At 62.3% G+C, this 20,296-nt stretch carries 19 protein-coding genes; 6 read left to right on the top strand and 13 right to left on the bottom strand.

Annotated elements, in window-relative coordinates; translation table 11 throughout:
* Window positions 1-12: 12 nt before the first annotated feature.
* Complete coding sequence (locus GHK62_RS02715; RefSeq protein ID WP_153436803.1) at window positions 13-1,230, bottom strand: argininosuccinate synthase; 1,218 nt, start codon at window positions 1,228-1,230, stop codon at window positions 13-15.
* A gap of 219 nt (window positions 1,231-1,449) precedes the next feature.
* On the opposite strand from GHK62_RS02715, the gene GHK62_RS02710 reads away from it, so the two are divergent.
* Window positions 1,450-2,091: a LysE family translocator gene (locus tag GHK62_RS02710; protein ID WP_153436802.1), complete on the top strand. Its 642-nt coding sequence runs from the start codon at window positions 1,450-1,452 to the stop codon at window positions 2,089-2,091.
* A gap of 11 nt (window positions 2,092-2,102) precedes the next feature.
* Here GHK62_RS02710 and GHK62_RS02705 read toward each other — a convergent pair whose 3' ends face one another.
* The 7 genes from GHK62_RS02705 to GHK62_RS02675 all read right to left on the bottom strand — a co-directional run bounded on the left by GHK62_RS02705 (window position 2,103) and on the right by GHK62_RS02675 (window position 8,564).
* On the bottom strand, window positions 2,103-2,897 hold the full coding sequence (locus tag GHK62_RS02705) for an ABC transporter ATP-binding protein (RefSeq protein WP_153436801.1): 795 nt from the start codon (window positions 2,895-2,897) through the stop codon (window positions 2,103-2,105).
* Window positions 2,894-3,772: an ABC transporter permease gene (locus tag GHK62_RS02700; RefSeq protein WP_153436800.1), complete on the bottom strand. Its 879-nt coding sequence runs from the start codon at window positions 3,770-3,772 to the stop codon at window positions 2,894-2,896. The genes GHK62_RS02705 and GHK62_RS02700 overlap by 4 nt, the downstream gene beginning before the upstream one ends.
* Window positions 3,773-3,958: 186 nt before the next feature.
* Complete coding sequence (locus tag GHK62_RS02695) at window positions 3,959-4,912, bottom strand: ABC transporter substrate-binding protein (RefSeq protein ID WP_153436799.1); 954 nt, start codon at window positions 4,910-4,912, stop codon at window positions 3,959-3,961.
* A gap of 335 nt (window positions 4,913-5,247) precedes the next feature.
* Window positions 5,248-6,423, bottom strand: coding sequence for a dual-specificity RNA methyltransferase RlmN (rlmN, locus tag GHK62_RS02690; protein ID WP_380785596.1), 1,176 nt, complete (start codon window positions 6,421-6,423; stop codon window positions 5,248-5,250).
* A 445-nt stretch (window positions 6,424-6,868) separates the two neighbouring features.
* Window positions 6,869-7,372, bottom strand: a complete 504-nt coding sequence (locus GHK62_RS02685; protein ID WP_153436797.1) for an invasion associated locus B family protein — start codon at window positions 7,370-7,372, stop codon at window positions 6,869-6,871.
* A 401-nt stretch (window positions 7,373-7,773) separates the two neighbouring features.
* Complete coding sequence (locus GHK62_RS02680; protein ID WP_153436796.1) at window positions 7,774-8,154, bottom strand: YkvA family protein; 381 nt, start codon at window positions 8,152-8,154, stop codon at window positions 7,774-7,776.
* A gap of 92 nt (window positions 8,155-8,246) precedes the next feature.
* The gene (locus tag GHK62_RS02675; protein ID WP_136505355.1) at window positions 8,247-8,564 is read right to left on the bottom strand and encodes a 4a-hydroxytetrahydrobiopterin dehydratase; all 318 of its coding nucleotides are present in this window, start codon (window positions 8,562-8,564) and stop codon (window positions 8,247-8,249) included.
* Window positions 8,565-8,770: 206 nt separating this feature from the next.
* On the opposite strand from GHK62_RS02675, the gene GHK62_RS02670 reads away from it, so the two are divergent.
* Complete coding sequence (locus GHK62_RS02670; RefSeq protein WP_153436795.1) at window positions 8,771-9,247, top strand: low molecular weight protein-tyrosine-phosphatase; 477 nt, start codon at window positions 8,771-8,773, stop codon at window positions 9,245-9,247.
* On the opposite strand, the gene thpR is transcribed toward GHK62_RS02670, so the two are convergent.
* Together thpR and GHK62_RS02660 are read right to left on the bottom strand one after the other, a co-directional pair.
* Window positions 9,184-9,774: an RNA 2',3'-cyclic phosphodiesterase gene (thpR, locus tag GHK62_RS02665; protein WP_153436794.1), complete on the bottom strand. Its 591-nt coding sequence runs from the start codon at window positions 9,772-9,774 to the stop codon at window positions 9,184-9,186. The genes GHK62_RS02670 and thpR overlap by 64 nt on opposite strands.
* A 114-nt stretch (window positions 9,775-9,888) precedes the next feature.
* A complete protein-coding gene (locus GHK62_RS02660) occupies window positions 9,889-10,530 on the bottom strand; it encodes an arylesterase (protein WP_153436793.1) in 642 nt (213 codons plus the stop codon).
* A gap of 71 nt (window positions 10,531-10,601) precedes the next feature.
* Here GHK62_RS02660 and GHK62_RS02655 point away from each other — a divergent pair, with 71 nt between their 5' ends.
* The 4 genes from GHK62_RS02655 (at window position 10,602) to GHK62_RS02640 (ending at window position 15,547) form a co-directional block, all read left to right on the top strand.
* Window positions 10,602-11,327, top strand: a complete 726-nt coding sequence (locus GHK62_RS02655) for an ABC transporter ATP-binding protein (RefSeq protein ID WP_184108637.1) — start codon at window positions 10,602-10,604, stop codon at window positions 11,325-11,327.
* Window positions 11,324-13,879 (top strand): ABC transporter permease, encoded by a 2,556-nt coding sequence (locus tag GHK62_RS02650; RefSeq protein ID WP_153436792.1) that lies wholly within the window; start codon window positions 11,324-11,326, stop codon window positions 13,877-13,879. Before GHK62_RS02655 ends, GHK62_RS02650 begins: the two co-directional genes overlap by 4 nt.
* 210 nt (window positions 13,880-14,089) lie before the next feature.
* Complete coding sequence (locus tag GHK62_RS02645) at window positions 14,090-14,827, top strand: Bax inhibitor-1/YccA family protein (RefSeq protein ID WP_153436791.1); 738 nt, start codon at window positions 14,090-14,092, stop codon at window positions 14,825-14,827.
* 159 nt (window positions 14,828-14,986) lie between these two features.
* Window positions 14,987-15,547, top strand: coding sequence for a GNAT family N-acetyltransferase (locus GHK62_RS02640; protein WP_153436790.1), 561 nt, complete (start codon window positions 14,987-14,989; stop codon window positions 15,545-15,547).
* A 307-nt stretch (window positions 15,548-15,854) separates the two neighbouring features.
* On the opposite strand, the gene GHK62_RS02635 is transcribed toward GHK62_RS02640, so the two are convergent.
* The 3 genes from GHK62_RS02635 to acnA form a co-directional block, all read right to left on the bottom strand.
* Entirely contained in the window at window positions 15,855-16,256 is a 402-nt protein-coding gene (locus GHK62_RS02635) for a DUF2794 domain-containing protein (RefSeq protein WP_153436789.1), read from the bottom strand.
* A gap of 332 nt (window positions 16,257-16,588) precedes the next feature.
* The gene (locus GHK62_RS02630; protein WP_153436788.1) at window positions 16,589-17,362 is read right to left on the bottom strand and encodes a DUF1223 domain-containing protein; all 774 of its coding nucleotides are present in this window, start codon (window positions 17,360-17,362) and stop codon (window positions 16,589-16,591) included.
* Between the two features lie 174 nt (window positions 17,363-17,536).
* Window positions 17,537-20,227: an aconitate hydratase AcnA gene (gene acnA, locus GHK62_RS02625; protein ID WP_184108639.1), complete on the bottom strand. Its 2,691-nt coding sequence runs from the start codon at window positions 20,225-20,227 to the stop codon at window positions 17,537-17,539.
* Window positions 20,228-20,296 lie beyond the last annotated feature (69 nt).

Below are 20,296 nucleotides of genomic sequence, written 5' to 3'. Positions count from 1 at the left end.
AAATGCCAGTTCTTAACGGTTACGCGCCGCCAGCGTGCGCAGGCGCAAGGCGTTGAGCTTGATGAAGCCGGCGGCGTCCTTCTGGTCGTAGGCGCCCTGGTCGTCCTCGAAGGTGACGAGCTTGTCGGAATAGAGCGACTTCGCGCTCTCGCGGCCGGTGACCATTACGTTGCCCTTGTAGAGCTTCAGCGTCACTTCGCCCTCGACATGCTCCTGGCTCTTGTCGATCGCCGCCTGCAGCATCTCGCGTTCCGGCGAGAACCAGAAGCCGTAATAGATGAGCTCGGCATAGCGCGGCATCAGCTCGTCCTTCAAGTGCGCGGCGCCGCGGTCGAGCGTGATGCTTTCGATCGCGCGATGCGCCGCCAGCAGGATGGTGCCGCCGGGCGTTTCGTAGACGCCGCGCGACTTCATGCCGACGAAGCGGTTTTCGACGAGGTCGATGCGGCCGATGCCGTTGTCGCGGCCATACTCATTGAGCTTCGCGAGCAGCGTCGCCGGCGACATGCGCACGCCGTTGATCGAAACCGCGTCGCCGCGCTCGAAGCCGATCTTGATGACGGTGGCCTTGTCCGGCGCGGCTTCCGGCGAGATCGTGCGCATATGCACGTATTCCGGGGCTTCCTGTGCCGGGTCCTCCAGCACCTTGCCCTCGGAGGAGGAGTGCAGGAGATTGGCGTCGACGGAGAAGGGCGCTTCGCCCTTCTTGTCCTTGGCGACCGGGATCTGGTGCTTCTCGGCGAATTCGAGCAGCTCGGTGCGGCTCTTGAACGACCAGTCGCGCCAGGGAGCGATGATCTTGATGTCCGGGTTCAAGGCATAGGCCGAGAGCTCGAAGCGGACCTGGTCGTTGCCCTTGCCGGTCGCGCCATGGGCGATCGCGTCGGCGTCGGTCTTTTTGGCGATGTCGATCAGGTGCTTGGAGATCAGGGGGCGGGCGATCGAGGTGCCGAGCAGGTAGATACCCTCATAGACGGCATTGGCGCGGAACATCGGGAAGACGAAGTCGCGCACGAACTCCTCGCGCACGTCCTCGATGTAGATTTCCTTGATGCCGAGCATTTCGGCTTTCTTGCGCGCCGGCTCCAGTTCTTCGCCCTGGCCGAGATCGGCGGTGAAGGTCACCACTTCGGCGCCGAGTTCCGTCTGCAGCCACTTGAGGATGATCGAGGTGTCGAGACCGCCGGAATAGGCGAGAACGACCTTTTTCACGTCTTTATGCGATGCCATGGTTTCTGTCCGTCTGCTCGGGGGCGGCGATGCCGCATCGAAATCTGCGGCACTTTAGCCAGAACTTGAAGGGATACAAGCACTACAGTACCCCGCGTCGAAATTTGACGCGTCGGGAGTTGCCGCCGCAGGTGGTATCGCCAGCGGACATACGAAAACCGCTGGCAAAAGAGCCTGTCCGACGATATCACCGGCAATCGGCTCATCGAGGAATTCGCCATGGACTTCGTCCCCAGCCTGCCAACGCTGCTCACCTTTGCCGCCGCCAGCCTGCTTCTTGCGGCAACGCCCGGACCGGACATGACGCTTTCGATCAGCCGATCCCTGGCGCAGGGAAGAAAGGCGGCGCTCTTCGTCGTCCTCGGCACGGGGCTCGGCATCGTCGTTCATACGATGCTCGTCGCCTTCGGCATCTCGGCACTGATCACCGCGTCGCCGACGGCCTTTCTGGTGCTGAAGACAGGTGGTGCTGCCTATCTCTTCTGGCTCGCCGTCCAAGCAATCCGCCACGGCTCGACGCTCTCGGTGAAGAAGATCGAGGGAGCGAAGGGAACGGTCCTTTCGAACGTTGCGACCGGCTTCTGGGTGAACATTCTCAACCCCAAGGTCGTAATTTTCTTCATGACCTTCCTGCCGCAGTTCGTCAGCGCACACGATCCGTCGGTCACCGGCAAACTCCTGTTCCTCGGCTTCTTCTTCATCGTCATCGGCATGCCGGTGAATGCGATGGTGGTGCTTGCCGCCGATTGGCTTGCGGCCTGGCTGCAGAAGAACAGGCGCTTCATGCGTGCGCTTGACTTCAGCTTCGCCGGCGTCTTCTCGGTCTTTGCGGTCAAGATCTTCGTGACGCAGGCAAGGTGAGCCGATCGGGCTCACCCAATCAGCAGCGCGTCGTCGTCGAGCGTCTGGCCGCGGATGCGGCGGAACATGGCGATGAGGTCCTCGACCTGCAGGGTCTTGCGGCTGTCGCCGGCGACATCGAGCACGATCTCGCCGCCGTGAAGCATGATCGTGCGATGGCCATAGTCGAGTGCCTGCCGCATTGAATGGGTGACCATCATCGTCGTCAGCTTGCGCTCGGTGACGATCTTCTGCGTGAGGTTCATGACGAATTCCGCCATGCCCGGATCGAGTGCCGCGGTGTGCTCGTCGAGAAGCAGAACTTCCGAGCCCGCGAGCGTCGCCATCACCAGCGACACGGCCTGCCTCTGGCCGCCTGACAGGAGATCCATGCGGTCGCCCAGGCGGTTTTCCAGTCCAAGGTTGAGCTCGGCAATACGCTCGCGAAAATGCTCGCGACGTTTCGCGCCAAGCGCCGGCGTCAAGCCGCGGCTTTCGCCACGCCTGGCGGCAAGCGCCAGGTTCTCCTCGATCGAAAGCGCGCCACAGCTACCGGCGAGCGGATCCTGGAACACGCGCGCAACGAGGCCCGCGCGCGCAGCCGTTCCCTTGCGGGTGACGTCCGTGTGCCCGATCGTCACCTCGCCCTCGCTCGGCAGGACGTCTCCGGCGAGCACGCCGAGCAGCGTCGACTTGCCGGCGCCGTTCGAGCCGATCACGGTGACGAACGAGCCCTGCTCGATCGTCAGGCTTACGCCGTTCAGCGCCTGCTTCTGCAAGGGGGTGCCCTTGCCGAAAACGACCTTGATGTTCTTGACGCTGATCATGCGGCACCTCCGCGACGCAGGCGAGGAAGGACGAGCGCCACGGTGACGAGCGCCGCGGTCACGAAGTTGAGGTCGGAGGCCTGCAGACCGAGCATATCCGTCGAAAGCGCGAGCTGAATGGCGATGCGGTAGAGGATCGAGCCGAGCACGCAGCCGGCGAGCGCGATCAGAATGCCGCGGGCGCCGAACAGCGTTTCACCAACGATGACGGCCGCAAGCCCGACGACGATCGTGCCGACGCCGGAGGTCACGTCGGCAAAGCCGTTGGTCTGGGCGAAGAGCGCGCCGCCGAAGGCAACGAGCGCGTTGGAGATCGCCATGCCGAGATAGATCTGGCGGCTGGTATCGACCCCTTGGGCGCGCGCCATGCGGGCATTGGCGCCGGTCGCCCGCATCGCGAGGCCGGCGTCGCTCTCAAGGAAGCGCCAGACGATGACGACGGCGACCAGCACGAGAATGCCGACGAAGAGCGGGCGAACGTAGAAGTCCCTGAGGCCCAGCCCGTAGAATGGCGACAGCATGGTGTCGGCATTGATCAGCGCGACATTCGGCTTGCCCATGACACGCAGGTTCACCGAGAAGAGCGCGATCATCGTCAGGATCGAGGCGAGCAGGTTGAGGATGCGGAAGCGCACGTTGAGGAGCGCCGTGACGATGCCGGCTGCAGCTCCGGCGACCATCGCGACGGCTGCGGCGAGCCACGGGTTGACGCCCGCAATGATCAGGACCGCGGTGACTGCGGCACCAAGCGGAAACGATCCGTCGACCGTCAGGTCGGGAAAGTCGAGCACACGGAAGGCGAGGAAGACGCCGACGGCGACAAAGGCATAGACGAGCCCCAGTTCCACGGCTCCCCAAAAAGCGATTTGACTCAACGTCGCTGGTCCTTCTCTTCGATGTCCGCGGGCTCACCGCAACGCGCGCGAACTGCTGTTCCAATGTCAGGGCGAGGGACGGAACGCCGCGCGGGCTTTCTCGTCCTGCTCTATAAGCGAACCGCCCCCGTATGGAACGAGGGCGGCAAAAAGGCAACAATTCCGGTCCGAACGTATCGGGATTTGTTACTCGACCGTGCGGGTTGCGCGGCTGACGACGCTTTCCGGCAGCGTGACGCCCATCCTGGTTGCGGCCCCCTTGTTGATGACGAGGTCGGTGCCGGCAGCGACTTTGACGGCGATGTCGCCGGGGTTTTCGCCCTTGAGAACACGAACGACCACTTCGCCCGTCTGCTTGCCGACATCGTAGTAGTTGAAGCCGAGTGCGGCGATCGCGCCGCGCGAAACGGAGTCCGTATCGGCGGTGAAGAGCGGCAGCTTGCTTTCCTCGGCGACGGCAACGGCGCCTTCGAGCGCCGAGATGATCGTGTTGTCGGTCGGGATGTAGATTGCGTCGGCACGGCCGACGAGCGCGCGGGCGGCACCCTGGACTTCGGCCGATTTCGTCGCGGCGGACTCGACTACGGTCAGACCAGCCTTTTCGGCTTCGGCCTTGAGTGCTGCGAGGAGCGAAACGGAGTTCGCTTCACCGGAATTGTAGAGGTAGCCAATCGACTTCACGTTCGGCAGGATCTCCTTGATCAGCTTCACATGCTCGGCAACCGGCGACATGTCGGAAAGGCCGGTTACGTTGCCGCCGGGCTTCTCCATGTCCTTGACGAGTTGGGCGCCGAGCGGATCGGAGACAGCGGTGAAGACCACCGGAATGTCGCGCGTCGAGGAAACCACGGCCTGGGCCGAGGGCGTGGAGATCGGCACGATGACGCTCGGCGCTTCACCGGCGAACTGGCGGGCGATCTGTGCGGCGGTCGCCGGGTTGCCCTGGGCCGACTCGTAGATGAACTTGAGGTTCTCGCCTTCCTTGTAGCCGGCAGCAGCGAGCGCGTCCTTGACGCCGTCGCGGGCGGCATCGAGGGCGGGATGTTCGACGATTGCCGTCACGGCAACCGTAACCTCGTCGGCGCGCGCCGGGAGCGAGAGCGCCACGGTGGCGGCAAGAGCGATGAGAAGTGAGCGCATGGATGTCCTCCGTTTGGCGAACGGGATGCCGGCGGCTGAACCGCTTCGCATGTTTCTCATCCCGCTCCAGATGAATTCGCCGCCTTCTTAGGAAAGCGAAGCGGTGAAATCAATCGATGGAAAGAGCTTCATCCATCAAACTTCTTCATCGATCGAGATTGCGCATCGCGCTTCGGTTCTGCCCCTCACCCTAACCCTCTCCCCGCTCGCGGGGAGAGGGGACTGGAACGGCGCGGCATCCTCCCTTCTCCCCGCCTGCGGGGAGAAGGTGGCCGGCAGGCCGGATGAGGGGCGAACCTGAGCGCAACCCGCCCCGCGCATCTCCTTGCCCGGCCTCAGTCCTCGCCGTGATTGGCGATCATCATTGCCTCGAAGGCAAGGCGGTCGACCTTGCGCATGCGTTCCGATTCCGACTTGAGCTGACCGCAGGCGGCGAGAATGTCGCGGCCGCGCGGGGTGCGGATCGGCGAAGCGTAGCCGGCCTGGTTGATGAAATCGGCAAAAGCCTCAATCTGCTCCCAGTCCGAGCACTGGTAGTTGGTTCCCGGCCAGGGATTGAAGGGGATGAGGTTGATCTTGGCCGGAATGCCCTTCAACAGCTTCACCAGTTCCTTGGCGTCCTCGAGGCTGTCGTTGACATCCTTCAGCATCACGTATTCGAAGGTAATGCGGCGCGCGTTCGACAGGCCCGGATAGGCGCGGCAGGCTTCCATCAGCTCCTTCAGCGGATACTTCTTGTTGATCGGCACAAGCATGTCGCGTAGGTCGTCGCGCACGGCATGCAGCGAGATTGCCAGCATGACGCCGATCTCCTCGCCGGTGCGGTAGATCTCGGGCACGATGCCGGAGGTCGAGAGCGTGATGCGGCGCTTCGAGAGCGAAAGACCGTCGCCGTCGGACGCGATCAGGAGCGCGGTCTTGACGTTCTCGAAATTGTAGAGCGGCTCGCCCATGCCCATCATTACGATATTGGTGATCTTGCGGCCTTCGGCAGGCACGATGGCGCCTTGCGGCGTATCGCGTTCGGGGAAGTCGCCGAGGCGGTCGCGGGCGAGCAGCAGCTGGGCGAGGATTTCTTCTGCCGTCAGGTTGCGCACCAGCTTCTGGGTGCCGGTGTGACAGAAGGAACAGGTGAGCGTGCAGCCGACCTGGCTCGAGATGCAGAGCGTGCCGCGGCCTTCCTCGGGGATATAGACGGTCTCGATCTCGACCGGCCGGCCGGCACCACGCGGCGGGAAGCGCAAGAGCCACTTGCGCGTGCCGTCGTTGGAAATCTGCTCCTCGACGATCTCCGGCCGGGCGATGGTGAAATGCTGCTTGAGCATCTCGCGCATGTCCTTGGAGACGTTCGACATCTGATCGAAATCGGAAACGCCGCGGACATAGAGCCAATGCCAGAGCTGGCTCACGCGCATCTTGACCTGGCGCTCGGGCACGCCTCGTTCGACAAGCAGCTTGGCCATGTCTTCGCGCACAAGGCCGATCAGCGATGGCTTCTCGGCCTCAGGCATCCGGCGCACTTGCGGCGCCTTGACGATGTCCGCCCTGTTCAAGATCTCAGTGGCTGCCATGCTTGCGATGTCCTGTCATACAGCGAAGGTCCGTCCGGAGAAGGTTCCGGATCATGTTCCGATGCTCGAATTGAAACTGGCGAGCCTTCGGGCGCGGCAACGGGGCGCGGGGCTCTGAATTTGGCGGCGCTTTAGCATTCTTTTCGCCGTGAGTCGACATGAGCGGGCTTGCGATGGAGAAAAGTGTCGGTCTTCGTGCGGAGTTGCCCCTCATCCGGCCTGCCGGCCACCTTCTCCCCGCAAGCGGGGCGAAGCGGACTCCCCGCACCCGCCCAAGTCCCCTCGCCCCGCTTGGGGGAGAGGGCTAGGGTGAGGGGCAATTGCCCAATGCAAAAAGGCCGGTCCAGAGGGCCGGCCTTCGCGATATAGCTCAAGCACCAGCGGGTTACTTGCAGGCTTCGATCTGCTTCAACGCGGCGGAAATGCCGGAGAGGGAATAGGAATAGGAAGTCGCGGTTCCCTTGCGGGACTTCGCGTTGACCGACATGTCCTTGCCCGACTTCATCGCCGCCACCAGCGCCGGTTCTTCCGCAGCGTTTTCGACCCAGGCGGAATTACCCTTGGTAAACATCACGAAAGTCTTGCCGTCGATGACCACATTGACCTTGGAATTGTCCTGCAGCGGGTAGCCCATCATCGCCTGAGGCTCGTAGCTGATGTTCTGCCCCGGGCGCTGCGAGACGAGGAAGAAGATATCGCCATGGTCGACACCGGCAGGGCTCTTCTCCTTCGGAACGGACAGGACGTAGCAGACCTTGCCGGCGCCGGCCTGGTAGGAATAGGCGCCCCAGGCATTGAATTGCTGGATCCGTGTCGGAGATTGAGCGGAAGCAACGCCGGCTGCTGCCACTACGAGTGCGATTGCAGTTGCGATCTTTCTTACAAACATGAGGTCCTGCCGCTTGTCTTGCTTGCGATCGCCCGAAGGTGGGACGGGCATCGCATAGTCATGATTTGATTTATTTTGACTTAATTCAGGTTACTAAACCGTCAACGATCACCGCAATCCGCTCGTTTCCGCCCCAAAACAGGCCGGAGACACGCCCGGCAGTCGGAGTTAGCGCGCTCATCCGGCGGGCCATCTCTTCGTGTCTGCGGATTTGCCGGTTCGGTCGATCGTCAATTCCGGAGGGCCGTGGCCGGTAGGAGTCCCCTGTCTCAAATCTCGCGCAACGCACTGTCCTCAAGCCTATTCGCCCACAGCCGCTGCGTCTGCGGAATCTATGTCACAAAGAATCAGGCAAGAGTTTGTCTTTCCGGCAGAAATGCGGCGGTCCCGCATTCTGATAATCATTCCTCATCCGGCCTGTCGCGCAGGGCTTCGTCGGCCTTGTCGTAATGCGTTTCCTTGATCTGGCCGCTGATCGCGGCGAAGGCAGCCGTCAACACGGCGATGTCGTCGGAAAAGCCGACGACGGCCAGCATGTCCGGCACGAAATCGAGCGGCAGGACGAAATAGGCAAGGGCTGCAAGCAGAATGCCGCGCGTACGCGTCGGAGTCTTCGGATCCACCGCGCAATAAAAGGCGGCAACGAGATCGCGGCTGAAGGGAATCTGGCGGGCTGCACGGCGAAAGGTCGGCCAGAACCGGCGGCGTACCTTGCGCTCCCGCCGTTCCTGTTCGGATTCCTCGCCGGGAAGAAGAATTTCACCGATCTTGATATCGTCCATCGCGTCCGTTTCCGAGTTGGGCCCTGCAGCGCCGCGCGTCTTTCCGGACGCGCGGAGAAACATGCAGGAAGCTGATATGGGAAGGGTGCCGGCTATTTCAAATGGTCGGGCATTCGTCCGGCAGCCGCGCGATCCATCTTTGCCGCCAGCTTGAAATCGAGTTCCGTCAGTCCGTTCGCATCATGCGTCGAAAGCGTGACGTCGACCCTGTTGTAGACGTTGAACCATTCAGGGTGGTGGTCGAGCTTTTCCGCCGCAAGCGCGCATTGAGTCATGAAGCTGAACGCCTCGGCAAAATTCTTGAAGCGAAACGCCTTCCAGATCGATGCGCCATCCTCGGCCAGAACCCAACCTTCCATCTTGTGCAAATGCTCGGCGACAGCCTCGGCGTCCAGTTTTTCCGGCCTCATGCTGTTTCTCCCTGTGATCTTTGGTGCTTAACAACGGCCTAGAACACGCTTTTATCCTTAAATGGGTTCCGATTTAAGGATAAAAACATGCGGCAATTCGAAGTACTGCAGCGGCCTTTGTCCACTTGAAAAGACACAGGGCGCTTTCGCCACGGATAAACTCCGCCCATGCCATGCGGCACAACTCTCGATGCCAACGGGGTGACATGAAGCCGGTCAGAATTCTCTTCGTTTGTCTTGGCAATATTTGCCGTTCGCCGCTCGCCGAGGGCGTCATGCGGGACCTCGCGCAGAAGGCCGGCCACGGGCAGGCGATTTCGGTCGATTCCGCCGGCATCGGCGCATGGCATGTCGGCGCTCCGCCGGATCAGCGGTCGATTTCGGTGGCGAAGGCGCACGGCATCGATATTGCGGCCCTGCGCGGGCGCCAGGTCAGCGCGGCGGATTTTGCGGCCTTCGACCTGATCCTCGGCATGGACATGAGCACCGTCCGCGACTTGAGCGTGCTCGCGCCGCCCGCAATGGCGGGCAAGGTGCATCTATTCATGCGTTATGCCACCGGTCGGGCGGGAGACGTTCCGGATCCCTATTACGAAGCGGCGGACGTCTTCGAAGCGCTCTACCAGATACTGGAAGCCGGGTGCTTGTCCCTGCTGGCAAGGCTCGAGGTTCGCGCCTCGTGAAGCGGAAAAACCTCTTCGGTCAGGTACGGACCGCCGCCGACCGAATCGCGCGACGACAGGAGAACGAAGCGGGAGACCGCAAAAGGTGAGGTGAGGAAATTGCCGCGCCCGGAAAGATAATTCACGACATCCTCGACGCGCGAGGAACGCAGCCTCGCGAGCGTCACGTGAGGCGTGAACTTGCGCGGGTCCGGCGGCAGGCCGAGGCGCTGGCAGATGCGTTCGATTTCCGCCTGGAGCGCAAACATTTCCGGGTCGTTGCTGACACCGGCCCAGACCGAATGCGGCTTTTTTGAGCCGAAGGCACCGGTGCCCGTCAGTTGCAGCTGGAATTCGGGGCGTTCGATCCGGTCGAGCCTTTCAACGATCTCGTCGGCGGTACGTCCGTCGACATCGCCGATGAAACGCAGAGTGATGTGATAGTTCTCCACATCAATCCATCGAGCTCCGGGAAGACCTCCGCGCAGCAAGGAAAGGCTCATTGCTGCATTGCGCGGAATTTCGAGGGCGGTAAACAGTCTCGGCATGGCGAGCTCCCCGAATCTCTTGCAGATGTCTTAGCGAATCACGCATCGAGTCTGCACGCAACTGTTATTTGGGCCGACAGAGTGTTAACTTTCTCTTAACTGTGGACCGATTGATCAGTCTCCTTTCGCAAGCCCTGCAATAAATCGTTCGGCGGCGGGCAGGAAGCGTTCGACCATCTCGCCGACGCCCCGGCTGTTCGGATGCATGCCATCCTCGAGCTTCAGCGCGCCGTCAGTCACAACGCCGTCGAGGAAGAACGGATAGAGCTCGAGATCATATTTCTGCGCCAGCTCCGGGTAGATGGGGTTGAAGCGGGCGGCATAGTCGGCACCCATGTTGGGCGGTGCCATCATGCCGGCAAGAAGCACCGCGATGCCGCGCTCCTTCAACCGGGAAATCATCGCCTCGAGATTTTTCCGCGACTGTTCCGGCGGAATACCCCGCAATGCGTCGTTCGCACCTAACTCGAGGATGACGCCTTTCGTTCCATCCGGCACCGACCAGTCGATGCGGGAAAGGCCGCCGGAGGTTGTATCTCCGGAAACGCCGGCATTGGTGATCGTGACGTCGAAGCCTTTGTTTTTCAATGCCTTTTCGAGTCGCGCAGGAAAGGCGTCCTCGGGCGGGAGCTGGAAGCCCGCCATCAGGCTGTCGCCGAAGCCGACGAGGCTTACACTCTCGGCGCGCACCGCTGACGATAACGCAATTGTCATTGCCAGGCTCAAGAAAAAGCGCAGAAAATCTTTTAATGCCATAGGCTCGTTCCTAAATCCCCGAGGGCAACCGTTTCGTCATCCGATCCAATTTCATATAGGGCTGTTTCCGCGTGGCAAGAACCATCATCGAGCTGAAAAATGCCGACTTGACGCTGGGCGAGGCGGCGGCCGCAGTCCATGTCCTGAAGGCTGTGAGCCTTACGGTTGACGCTGGCGAATCCGTCGGGATCGTCGGCCCATCCGGATCGGGAAAGTCGACGCTGCTGATGGTGCTGGCAGGTCTGGAGAGGCTCGACAGCGGAGAGATCACCATCGACGGGACTCCCTTGCACGGCCTGAGCGAGGACAAGCTTGCGGATTTCCGGGGTCGCAACGTCGGGATCGTCTTCCAGTCCTTTCACCTCATTCCCAACATGACCGCACTTGAAAACGTCGCGGTGCCGCTTGAGCTTGCGAATGTCCGCAACGCCTTCGACGTCGCGCGCCAGGAACTCGTCGCAGTCGGCCTCGGTGACCGGCTGACGCATTATCCGGGGCAGCTTTCGGGTGGCGAGCAGCAGCGCGTCGCGATCGCCCGTGCGCTGGCGCCGTCACCGAAGCTGCTGATCGCCGACGAACCGACCGGCAATCTCGACGCCGAGACCGGCCGGCAGATCGCCGATCTTCTCTTTGCGGAACAGCGCGAACGCGGCATGACGCTGGTTCTTGTTACGCATGATGCAGCACTTGCCGGGCGTTGCGGGCGGCAGGTGCAAGTGCGCTCCGGCGAGATCGTTTCCGGCGGGCATGCCAAATCGACGGCCGCCGCGGTTCGCCAGGAGGCGGCATCGGCATGAGCGAGACGGGCGCCATCAACCGCTTTCGCCCGTTTCTCGCCCTCAGACTGGCGCTGCGCGAAATGCGCGGCGGCCTCAAGGGCTTCTACATCTTCCTTGCCTGCATCGCGCTCGGCACCGCGGCGATCGCCGGCGTCAATTCGCTTTCACAGTCGATCAGCGCGACGATCGCGTCGCAGGGCCAAGAGCTCCTTGCCGGCGATATTCGCTTCGAACTCAACAATCGTGTGGCGACAGCCGAGGAGCAGGCCTTTCTCGACAGTCTCGGCAGCGTTTCCGCTTCCTCGGGTCTGCGTTCCATGGCGCGCCTCCCCGATGGATCCAACCAGGCGCTGGTCGAACTGAAGGCCGTCGACGGTGCTTACCCGCTCTACGGCACTCTTGAGAGTGAACCGGCAAGGCCGCTCGCCGAACTCCTGTCCAAACAGGGAGAGGTGTTCGGCGCGATCGCCGCGCCGCTGCTGCTCGAGCGTCTGGGCATCAGCCTCGGCGATGAAATCCTGATCGGCAATGCCCGCGTTCGGATCAGCGCAACGATCGTGCGGGAACCGGACGCGCTTTCCGACGGGTTCGGTTTCGCGCCGCGGCTGATGGTCTCGGCCGACGCGCTTTCTGCCTCGGGGCTCGTACAGACCGGCAGCCTCGTCGAGCACGGCTACAAGGTGAAGCTTGCCGATCCTCAGCGCGTCGCGTCCGTTCGCGCCGAGGCCGAGAAGCGATTCCCGTCGGCCGGCTGGTCGATCCGGACGAGCGGCAATGCCACCCCGTCGCTCAACGCCAATATCACGCGTTTCTCGCAGTTCCTGACCCTCGTCGGCCTGACGGCGCTGATCGTCGGGGGCGTGGGCGTCGCCAATGCCGTGCGCGCCTATCTCGATGGAAAGCGCAGCGTCATCGCGACCTTCAAATGCCTCGGCGCCCCGGCGTCACTGGTCGCCATGGTCTACCTTGCGCAGATCCTGATGATTGCGCTGATCGGTATTGGCATCGGCCTCGTTTTCGGCGCGCTGATCCCCTTCATCGCGGCCCAGTTCCTTGCCGATGTGCTGCCCGTTCCGACGTCGTTCCAGCTCTACCCGTCGGCGCTCGGCCTCGCGGCGCTTTTCGGCCTGCTGACGGCGCTCGCCTTCGCCATCCTGCCGCTCGGCCGCGCGCGCCGGGTGCCGCCAACGGCGCTCTTCCGGCAACAGGGTTTCGAACCGACCGGCTTTCCGGCCTGGCCCTATCTCGCAGGGGCTCTCGCCTGTCTTGCCGCGCTCGCCGGACTTGCCGTCTGGACGGCCTATGATCGCAGCATTTCGCTGATCTTCCTCGGCGCAATCGCCTTTGCCTTCATCCTGCTCAGGGGCGTGTCGTGGCTCATTTCCTGGCTGGCGCGGCGCAGCCCGCGGGTGAATTCGCCGGCGCTGAGATTGGCGATCGGCAATATCCATCGCCCCGGCGCCCTGACCCCGTCGGTGGTGCTGTCGCTGGGTCTCGGTCTCGCCCTGCTGGTGACGCTGGCGCTGATCGACGGCAATCTCCGGCGCGAACTCACCGGCGACATGGCCGAGCGCGCGCCCAACTTCTTCTTCGTCGACATCCAGGGCAGCGAGATCGAGGGGTTCCGGTCGCTGCTTGCGCAGGCGATGCCGGAGGGCAAGGTCGTCGAGGTGCCGATGCTGCGCGGGCGCATCGTGGCGTTCAACGGCGAGGACGTGAACAGCCGCAACGTACCGCCCGGCGGGCAATGGGTGCTGCGCGGGGACCGTGGCATCACCTATGCCAAAAATCGGCCGGAGAACTCGACGCTGACCGAAGGTACCTGGTGGCCCGAGGACTACCAGGGGGAGCCGCTGGTCTCTTTCTCGGCGGAGGAGGCCCGCGAACTCGGCCTGAAACTCGGCGACGCGGTGACCGTCAACGTGCTCGGCCGCAACATCACCGCGAAGATCGCCAATTTCCGCAATGTCGAATGGGAATCCTTGTCGATCAACTTCGTCATGGTCTTTTCGCCCAACACCTTTGCCGGTGCGCCGCACGCCTGGCTCGCAACCGTCATCGATCCGGATGCCACGGCCAAGGAGGAAGCGGCGGTCTTGAAGTCGGTCACCAATACCTATCCCACGATCACCAGTGTGCGCGTCAAGGATGCTCTCGATATCGTCAACACGCTTCTCGCACAGCTTGCCACGGCCATCCGCGCCGCCGCCGCCGTCGCCCTTATCGCATCGGTTCTCGTTCTTGCGGGGGCGCTCGCCGCCGGCAATCGGGCGCGCATTCACGATGCGGTGGTGTTGAAGACGCTGGGCGCCACGCGCGGCACGCTGATCCGCGCCTTCAGCTACGAATACATCATTCTCGGCTTCGCAACCGCCGTGTTCGCGCTGTTTGCCGGGGGCGTTTCCGCCTGGTTCGTCGTCAGCCGCGTGATGACGCTGCCGTCCGATTTCCTCCCGGATGTCGCGGTCGCCACAATCGTGATCGCGCTTGTCATGACCGTCGGCATCGGTCTTGCCGGAACCTGGCGCATTCTCGGCCAGAAGGCCGCTCCGGTGCTGCGTGAATTGTGAGCGCCGAAATTAACCGTAAATCACCCTTGTTTGATGGCTCAGGCCCCGGCTTTGCGCGATTCCGGCTCTTGCGGGTCTTGTGCGTGATCCGTTTCAACATCATATTTGTCCACAGGCATGCTGGAGCCCCGCAGCGGCGCCTGGGCGCTTGAAGGACAAGCACTTACCGCCCGACACCGTCACTCCAACCGGGGCTTAAATGAGGAAACAATGGCTGATCTGAGAAACTACCAAACCCGAATGTCGCCCGCCGGCGCTCAGGCGGGTGCCGTGATCGACGAAGGCCTTCGCGCTTACATGCTGAAGGTCTACAACCTGATGGCTCTCGGGCTGGCGATCACAGGTGTAGCAGCTTACGGAACCTATGCGCTTGCCGTCTCCAATCCGGCATTCGCCCAGCTCATCTACGCTTCGCCCTTGAAGTGGGTCGTAATGCTGGCGCCGCTGGCGCTGGTCTTCTTCATGAGCTTCCGCATCAATTCGATGAGCGTCTCCGCAGCGCAGACGACGTTCTGGATCTACGCCGCCTTGATGGGGGTTTCGCTGTCCTCGATCTTCCTGGTCTTCACCGGCCAGAGCATCGTGCAGACGTTCTTCGTCACGGCCGCCTCCTTCGGCGCCCTGTCGCTTTACGGCTACACGACGAAGAAAGATCTGTCGGGCTTCGGCACGTTCCTGATCATGGGCCTCTTCGGCCTGATCATTGCGTCGATCGTGAACATCTTCCTGGCGTCTTCGGCGCTCGCATTCGCGATCTCGGTCATCGGTGTGCTGGTCTTCGCCGGCCTGACCGCCTACGACACGCAGAAGATCAAGGAAATGTACTACGAGGCCGATGACGTCGCGGTTGCTGGCCGCAAGGCCATCATGGGCGCGCTGACGCTCTATCTCGATTTCATCAACCTGTTCATGTTCCTGCTGCAGTTCCTGGGCAACAGGAACGAGTAGTCAGACGCGCATTTACAGAAAAGGCGGCTTCGGCCGCCTTTTTTGTTGTCGCGTCGTCGTGCGTCCGATTGGATGCGCGGCGCCGTAAAGTAGAGCGGCCTTGATCGCGCCGTCCGATCCATGCGATTTGATCGGGATCAGCCAACATCACGAAGTCCCATGTCTGTCACTCTCCGCGACGCCGTCGCTGCCGATCTTCCCGCAATTACCGAAATCTACCGCGAGTCCGTTCTGAACGGCGTGGCGACCTACGAGATAACACCGCCCTCCGAGGCGGAGATGGCGCTGCGCTTTTCGACGATAACCGGCAACGGCTATCCCTACATCGTGGCACAGGAGGACTACGGCAGAGCGATCATCGGTTACGCCTACGCTTCCGCATTCCGCACGCGGACGGCCTATCGCTTCCTGGTGGAGGATTCCATCTATCTTGCGCCGGAGGCCCGGGGCAAAGGCGTGGGCAGGGCGTTGCTGGCGGAGCTGGTCAAACGGTGCACCGCGCTTGGCTTCCGCCAGATGGTCGCGGTGATCGGCGGCGCGCATCCGTCATCGATTGCATTGCATCGCGCTCTCGGCTTCGAGCATCAGGGGTTCATGAAGGCGACCGGTTTCAAGCACGGGCGCTGGCTCGACACGGCGATCATGCAGCTCGCGCTCGGAGACGGAGCGGCTTCGGACCCGGACGAGGGCGCCTACCCCGATACGCTCTACCGGACCTAGCGCATCGGACCCGATTTTCGGAAGGCACGATGCGTGGAATCAAAGAGTTACAGCGTCCTTTGTGCGTCCTAAAGGATGCACGGCGCTGTAAGTCGCGTCGGGTCATCGCTCCTATGCATGTCGTTGTCCCAAAACCGCTGCACACTTTTGGATGACATGCGTTAAGTCAGGTCGGCTTTGGGTGGCGGGCTTGCACCTCTTCCCGTTCGCAAGAAGAGCGAACTTGAGGCGCACAAAGGCCTTCGACCCGCCTGCGGGGGAAGGCGCCGGCAGGCGGATGAGGGGCAATTCCACAGGAGATATCGCGTCAGGTCTCGACGAGTTTCAGGACCTTGTCGAACACCTTGAGCACCAGGGCAAGCTCATGGCCGCGCTTCAGGATCGTGCCATGGGCATTGAGCACGCTGTAGGCGCCCTGCTTTGCCGCAAGCTTCGGGTTTTTCTCGATCCGGTAGAGCGGTGTCTCCCCCGATCGCTTGAACACGGAGAAAACGGCTCGATCCTTCGTGTGGTCGATCGCATAGTCGCGCCATTCGCCCTCGCCGACCATACGGCCATAGACCCGCAAAATCTGGTCCAGCTCGCGGCGATGAAATGTAACGGGTGGGGGATTCCTGGCGCTCTTGTATTCGTGAAAGTCGACCACTTGCGACGTGGCCTGGCCCTGGCGACGCGTCTCGCCTTCCGGTAAATCCGGTTGATCAGTCATCAGTATTTCGGCCTTCTGATGTGACAGGACTACGACAGTGTGCCTGACACGAGCGGAAAAGCAAGTCGGAAGCCGGTGAACAATGCCGGCAATTCTTGTCCTTGCCGCAATTCAGTCAAATCGGCGCCCCAATTCACGGCAAGACTTCCACCGCTGCCGGACAGAGTCGTTGCCACCGTATGTCCGGACAGGTCGTCATGCTGCGGGAGATTACGAACGCAGACATGACCGGTTCGGTCCGGTAACTTCGAACCCTCAGCCCCAGCCCCTCGATGCTGCCGGGCCGAACCACCCCCTTCTCAGAAAATCCCCTGTGTCGGAAATCACCGGGTTCAAAGCTTGCCCTGCGGGCCGGCAAGAACAGCTGCCGCTCCGACAATGGCCCCCGGCGTTTCCGCGTCCTTCATCGATTGCAGCAGGACGGCGCAGCCACTGTTGCCCTTTCCCTCGATCAGGACGGAGGCGGGCAAGGTGAATTCGGCCGGCTTGCCATCCCACATGCCGATCGTCTGGATGTCGCGCACGGCATGCCAATAGGCGATCTGCTTGCCGCTGTTTTCGCCCTTCTCGACATCGACCACCTTGGCCCGCTCGAAATAGACGACGACGACATTTGCCTTGCCTTCGCCGGCCCCGACCTTGATCGAGATTCCACCGTCGCCAATCGCCGCCTGCACCGGAACGGCCAGTCCCCGGCCCTCCGTGTTCATTGCGTCGAGCCGACTCCTGATCGCCTGCAGGTTGGCGCCGTTGAGATGATCGCGCCCGTTGAGGACCGCTTGCGGCGTATAGACGCCGTTGCGGCCGAGCATGCGCGCATAGGCATATTGCCGTTCGGTATTTTCCTTGGAAGCGAGCGTGTCCGCCCAGCCGAGATAGTTCCAGTAGTCGACGTGATAGGCGAGCGCGACGACGTCGCCCTCGTCGACCAGCTTCTTGAGCGCCGCGTCCGCCGGCGGGCAGGAGGAGCAGCCCTGGCTGGTGAAGAGTTCGACCACGCCCTTGACTGTTTTTCCGTCATCCGCCGCAACCGCTCCGCAGCCTGCCCCCAGAAAGCCTATCGTCAGGGCGAGACGCCGGATGGTTGTGTTATAGGCGAATGTCATGGCGTCACTTTTTTATAGGCAGGCTCGAATGCTGGAGTTCATACATACGACGGCCATTCTTCAACGGAAAGTCACGTTGGAGTGAGCATTTCACCGCTTATCGATACGGGGACGTGAAAAAGCCGGGGCACCATTCGATGCCCCGGCTCTCAAGCCGTGAAAACGTCAGCAGGCTCAGGCTGCGAGGTCGCGCAGAACCGTCTGCAGGATGCCGCCGTTGTTGACGTAGGTGACCTCGTCAAGCGTGTCGATGCGGCAGATCAGCGGAACTTCCTTGACCGAGCCGTCGCCATAGGTGATCCGGGCCACGCGCTTCTCGCGCGGCTGGACTTTGGCGAGGTTGTCGATGGTCACGACCTCGTCGCCCTTCAAGCCCAGCTGCTCCCAGGTCATGCCTTCCTCGAAGACGAAGGGGATAACGCCCATGCCGACGAGGTTCGAGCGGTGGATGCGCTCGAAGGACTGGGCGATCACCGCCTTGACGCCGAGCAGGTTGGTGCCCTTGGCCGCCCAGTCGCGCGACGAACCGTTGCCGTATTCGACGCCGGCGAAGATGACGAGCGGAACGCCTTCTTCCTTGTACTGCATGGCGGCGTCGTAGATCGACATCTCTTCCTTGGACGGATAGTGGATGGTGTAGCCACCTTCCTTGCCGTTCGGGCCGAGCATGTGGTTGCGGATGCGGATGTTGGCGAAGGTGCCGCGCATCATCACCTCATGGTTGCCGCGACGCGTGCCGTACTGGTTGAAGTCGGCGACGCCGACGCCATGGCCGAGCAGGTAGGAGCCTGCCGGCGACTGAGCCTTGATCGAACCGGCCGGAGAAATGTGGTCGGTGGTGATCTTGTCGCCGAAGAGACCGAGGACGCGGGCGCCTTTGATGTCGGAAATGCCAGCGCCCTTCTTGCCCATGCCGACGAAGTAGGGCGGGTTCTGGACATAGGTGGAAGCCTCGTCCCAGGCATAGGTTTGCCCGGCCGGAACCTGAACCGCCTGCCAGTTGGCGTCGCCCTTGAACACGTCCGCATATTTCGTCGCATAGAGTTCGCGCGTGACATACTTGAAGATGAAGTCCTGGATCTCCTGCGAGGTCGGCCAGATGTCCTTCAAGTATACCGGCTTGCCGTCCTTGTCCTCGCCGATCGGCTCCTTGGTCAGGTCCTTCTGCACCGTGCCGGCCAGCGCATAGGCGACGACGAGCGGCGGCGAGGCGAGGTAGTTCGCCTGGACGTCTGGCGAAATGCGTCCCTCGAAGTTGCGGTTGCCGGAGAGAACGCCGGCGGCGATCAGGCCCTTGTCGTTGATCGTCTTCGAGATCGGGCCCGGCAGCGGTCCGGAGTTGCCGATGCAGGTGGTGCAGCCGAAGCCGACCAGGTTGAAGCCGAGCTTGTCGAGGTCGGCCTGCAGGCCGGACTTCGCCAGATATTCGCCGACAACCTGCGATCCGGGTGCGAGCGAGGTCTTGACCCACGGCTTCGTCTTCAGGCCCTTGGCGACCGCGTTGCGGGCGAGCAGGCCGGCGGCGATGAGTACCGACGGGTTCGACGTGTTGGTGCAGGAGGTGATGGCAGCGATCGTAACGTCGCCGTGGCCAAGGTCGAAATCCGTGCCTTCGACCTTGTAGCGGTTCGAAAGCTGGCCGGGCTTCTTGTAGTCGCTTTCGAGCGCGGTTGCGAAGCCGGAGGCGATGTTTTCCAGCGAGATGCGGCCTTCCGGACGCTTGGGACCGGCCATCGACGGCACGACGTCGCCGAGGTCGAGTTCCAGCGTGTCGGTGAAGACGAGATCGGAGCCATCGCCTTCGCGCCACATGCCCTGCGCCTTCGAGTAAGCTTCGACCAGCGCGATACGCTGTTCTTCACGGCCGGACATGGTGAGGTAATTGATGGTTTCGGCATCGACCGGGAAGAAGCCGCAGGTCGCGCCGTATTCCGGACCCATGTTGCCGATCGTCGCGCGGTCGGCGAGCGTCATGTTGTCGAGGCCCTGGCCGAAGAATTCGACGAACTTCGAGACCACGCCCTTCTTGCGCAGCATCTGGACGACCGTCAGCACCAGGTCGGTCGCGGTGACGCCTTCCTTGAGCTTGCCGGTCAGCTTGAAGCCAATGACTTCCGGCAGCAGCATGGAGACCGGCTGTCCGAGCATCGCGGCTTCCGCTTCGATGCCGCCGACGCCCCAGCCGAGCACACCAAGGCCGTTGATCATGGTGGTGTGGCTGTCGGTGCCGACGCAGGTATCCGGGTAGGCGGTGACTTCGCCGTCCTCTTCGCGGGTCCAGACCGTCTGGCCGAGATACTCGAGATTGACCTGATGACAGATGCCGGTGCCCGGCGGCACGACGCGGAAGTTCTTGAAGGCCTGCTGGCCCCACTTCAGGAAGCGGTAGCGCTCACCGTTGCGCTGGTATTCCAGTTCGACGTTGCGGGCAAAGGCCTGGGGCGTGCCGAATTCGTCGACGATGACGGAGTGGTCGATGACGAGGTCGACGGGGACGAGCGGGTTGATCTTCTCCGCGTCGCCGCCGAGCGAAACCATGGCGTCGCGCATCGCCGCGAGGTCGACGACGGCCGGAACGCCGGTGAAGTCCTGCATCAGCACGCGCGCCGGGCGGTAGGCGATTTCGTTTTCCGCAGTGCCCTTGTCGCTGAGCCACGCGGCGACGTTCTCGATGTCCTTCTTGGTGACCGAGCGGCCATCCTCATTGCGCAGCAGGTTTTCCAGCAACACCTTCATCGAATAGGGGAGCTTCGAGACACCGGCAAGGCCGTTCGCTTCCGCCTTCGGAAGGCTGTAATAGACATATTCCACGCCATTGACGGTGAGCGTGGAGCGACAATTGAAACTGTCTAGGGATTTGGACACTGGATAATACCCCGTTCCGTCTGATCGCCAAAAGCTGACGTACGAACGCCCGAGCGCCTGTGAAGCGCG

Source organism: Sinorhizobium terangae (assembly GCF_009601505.1).
GTDB lineage: Bacteria > Pseudomonadota > Alphaproteobacteria > Rhizobiales > Rhizobiaceae > Sinorhizobium > Sinorhizobium terangae.
This window is presented reverse-complemented; position numbering and strand designations above follow the sequence as displayed.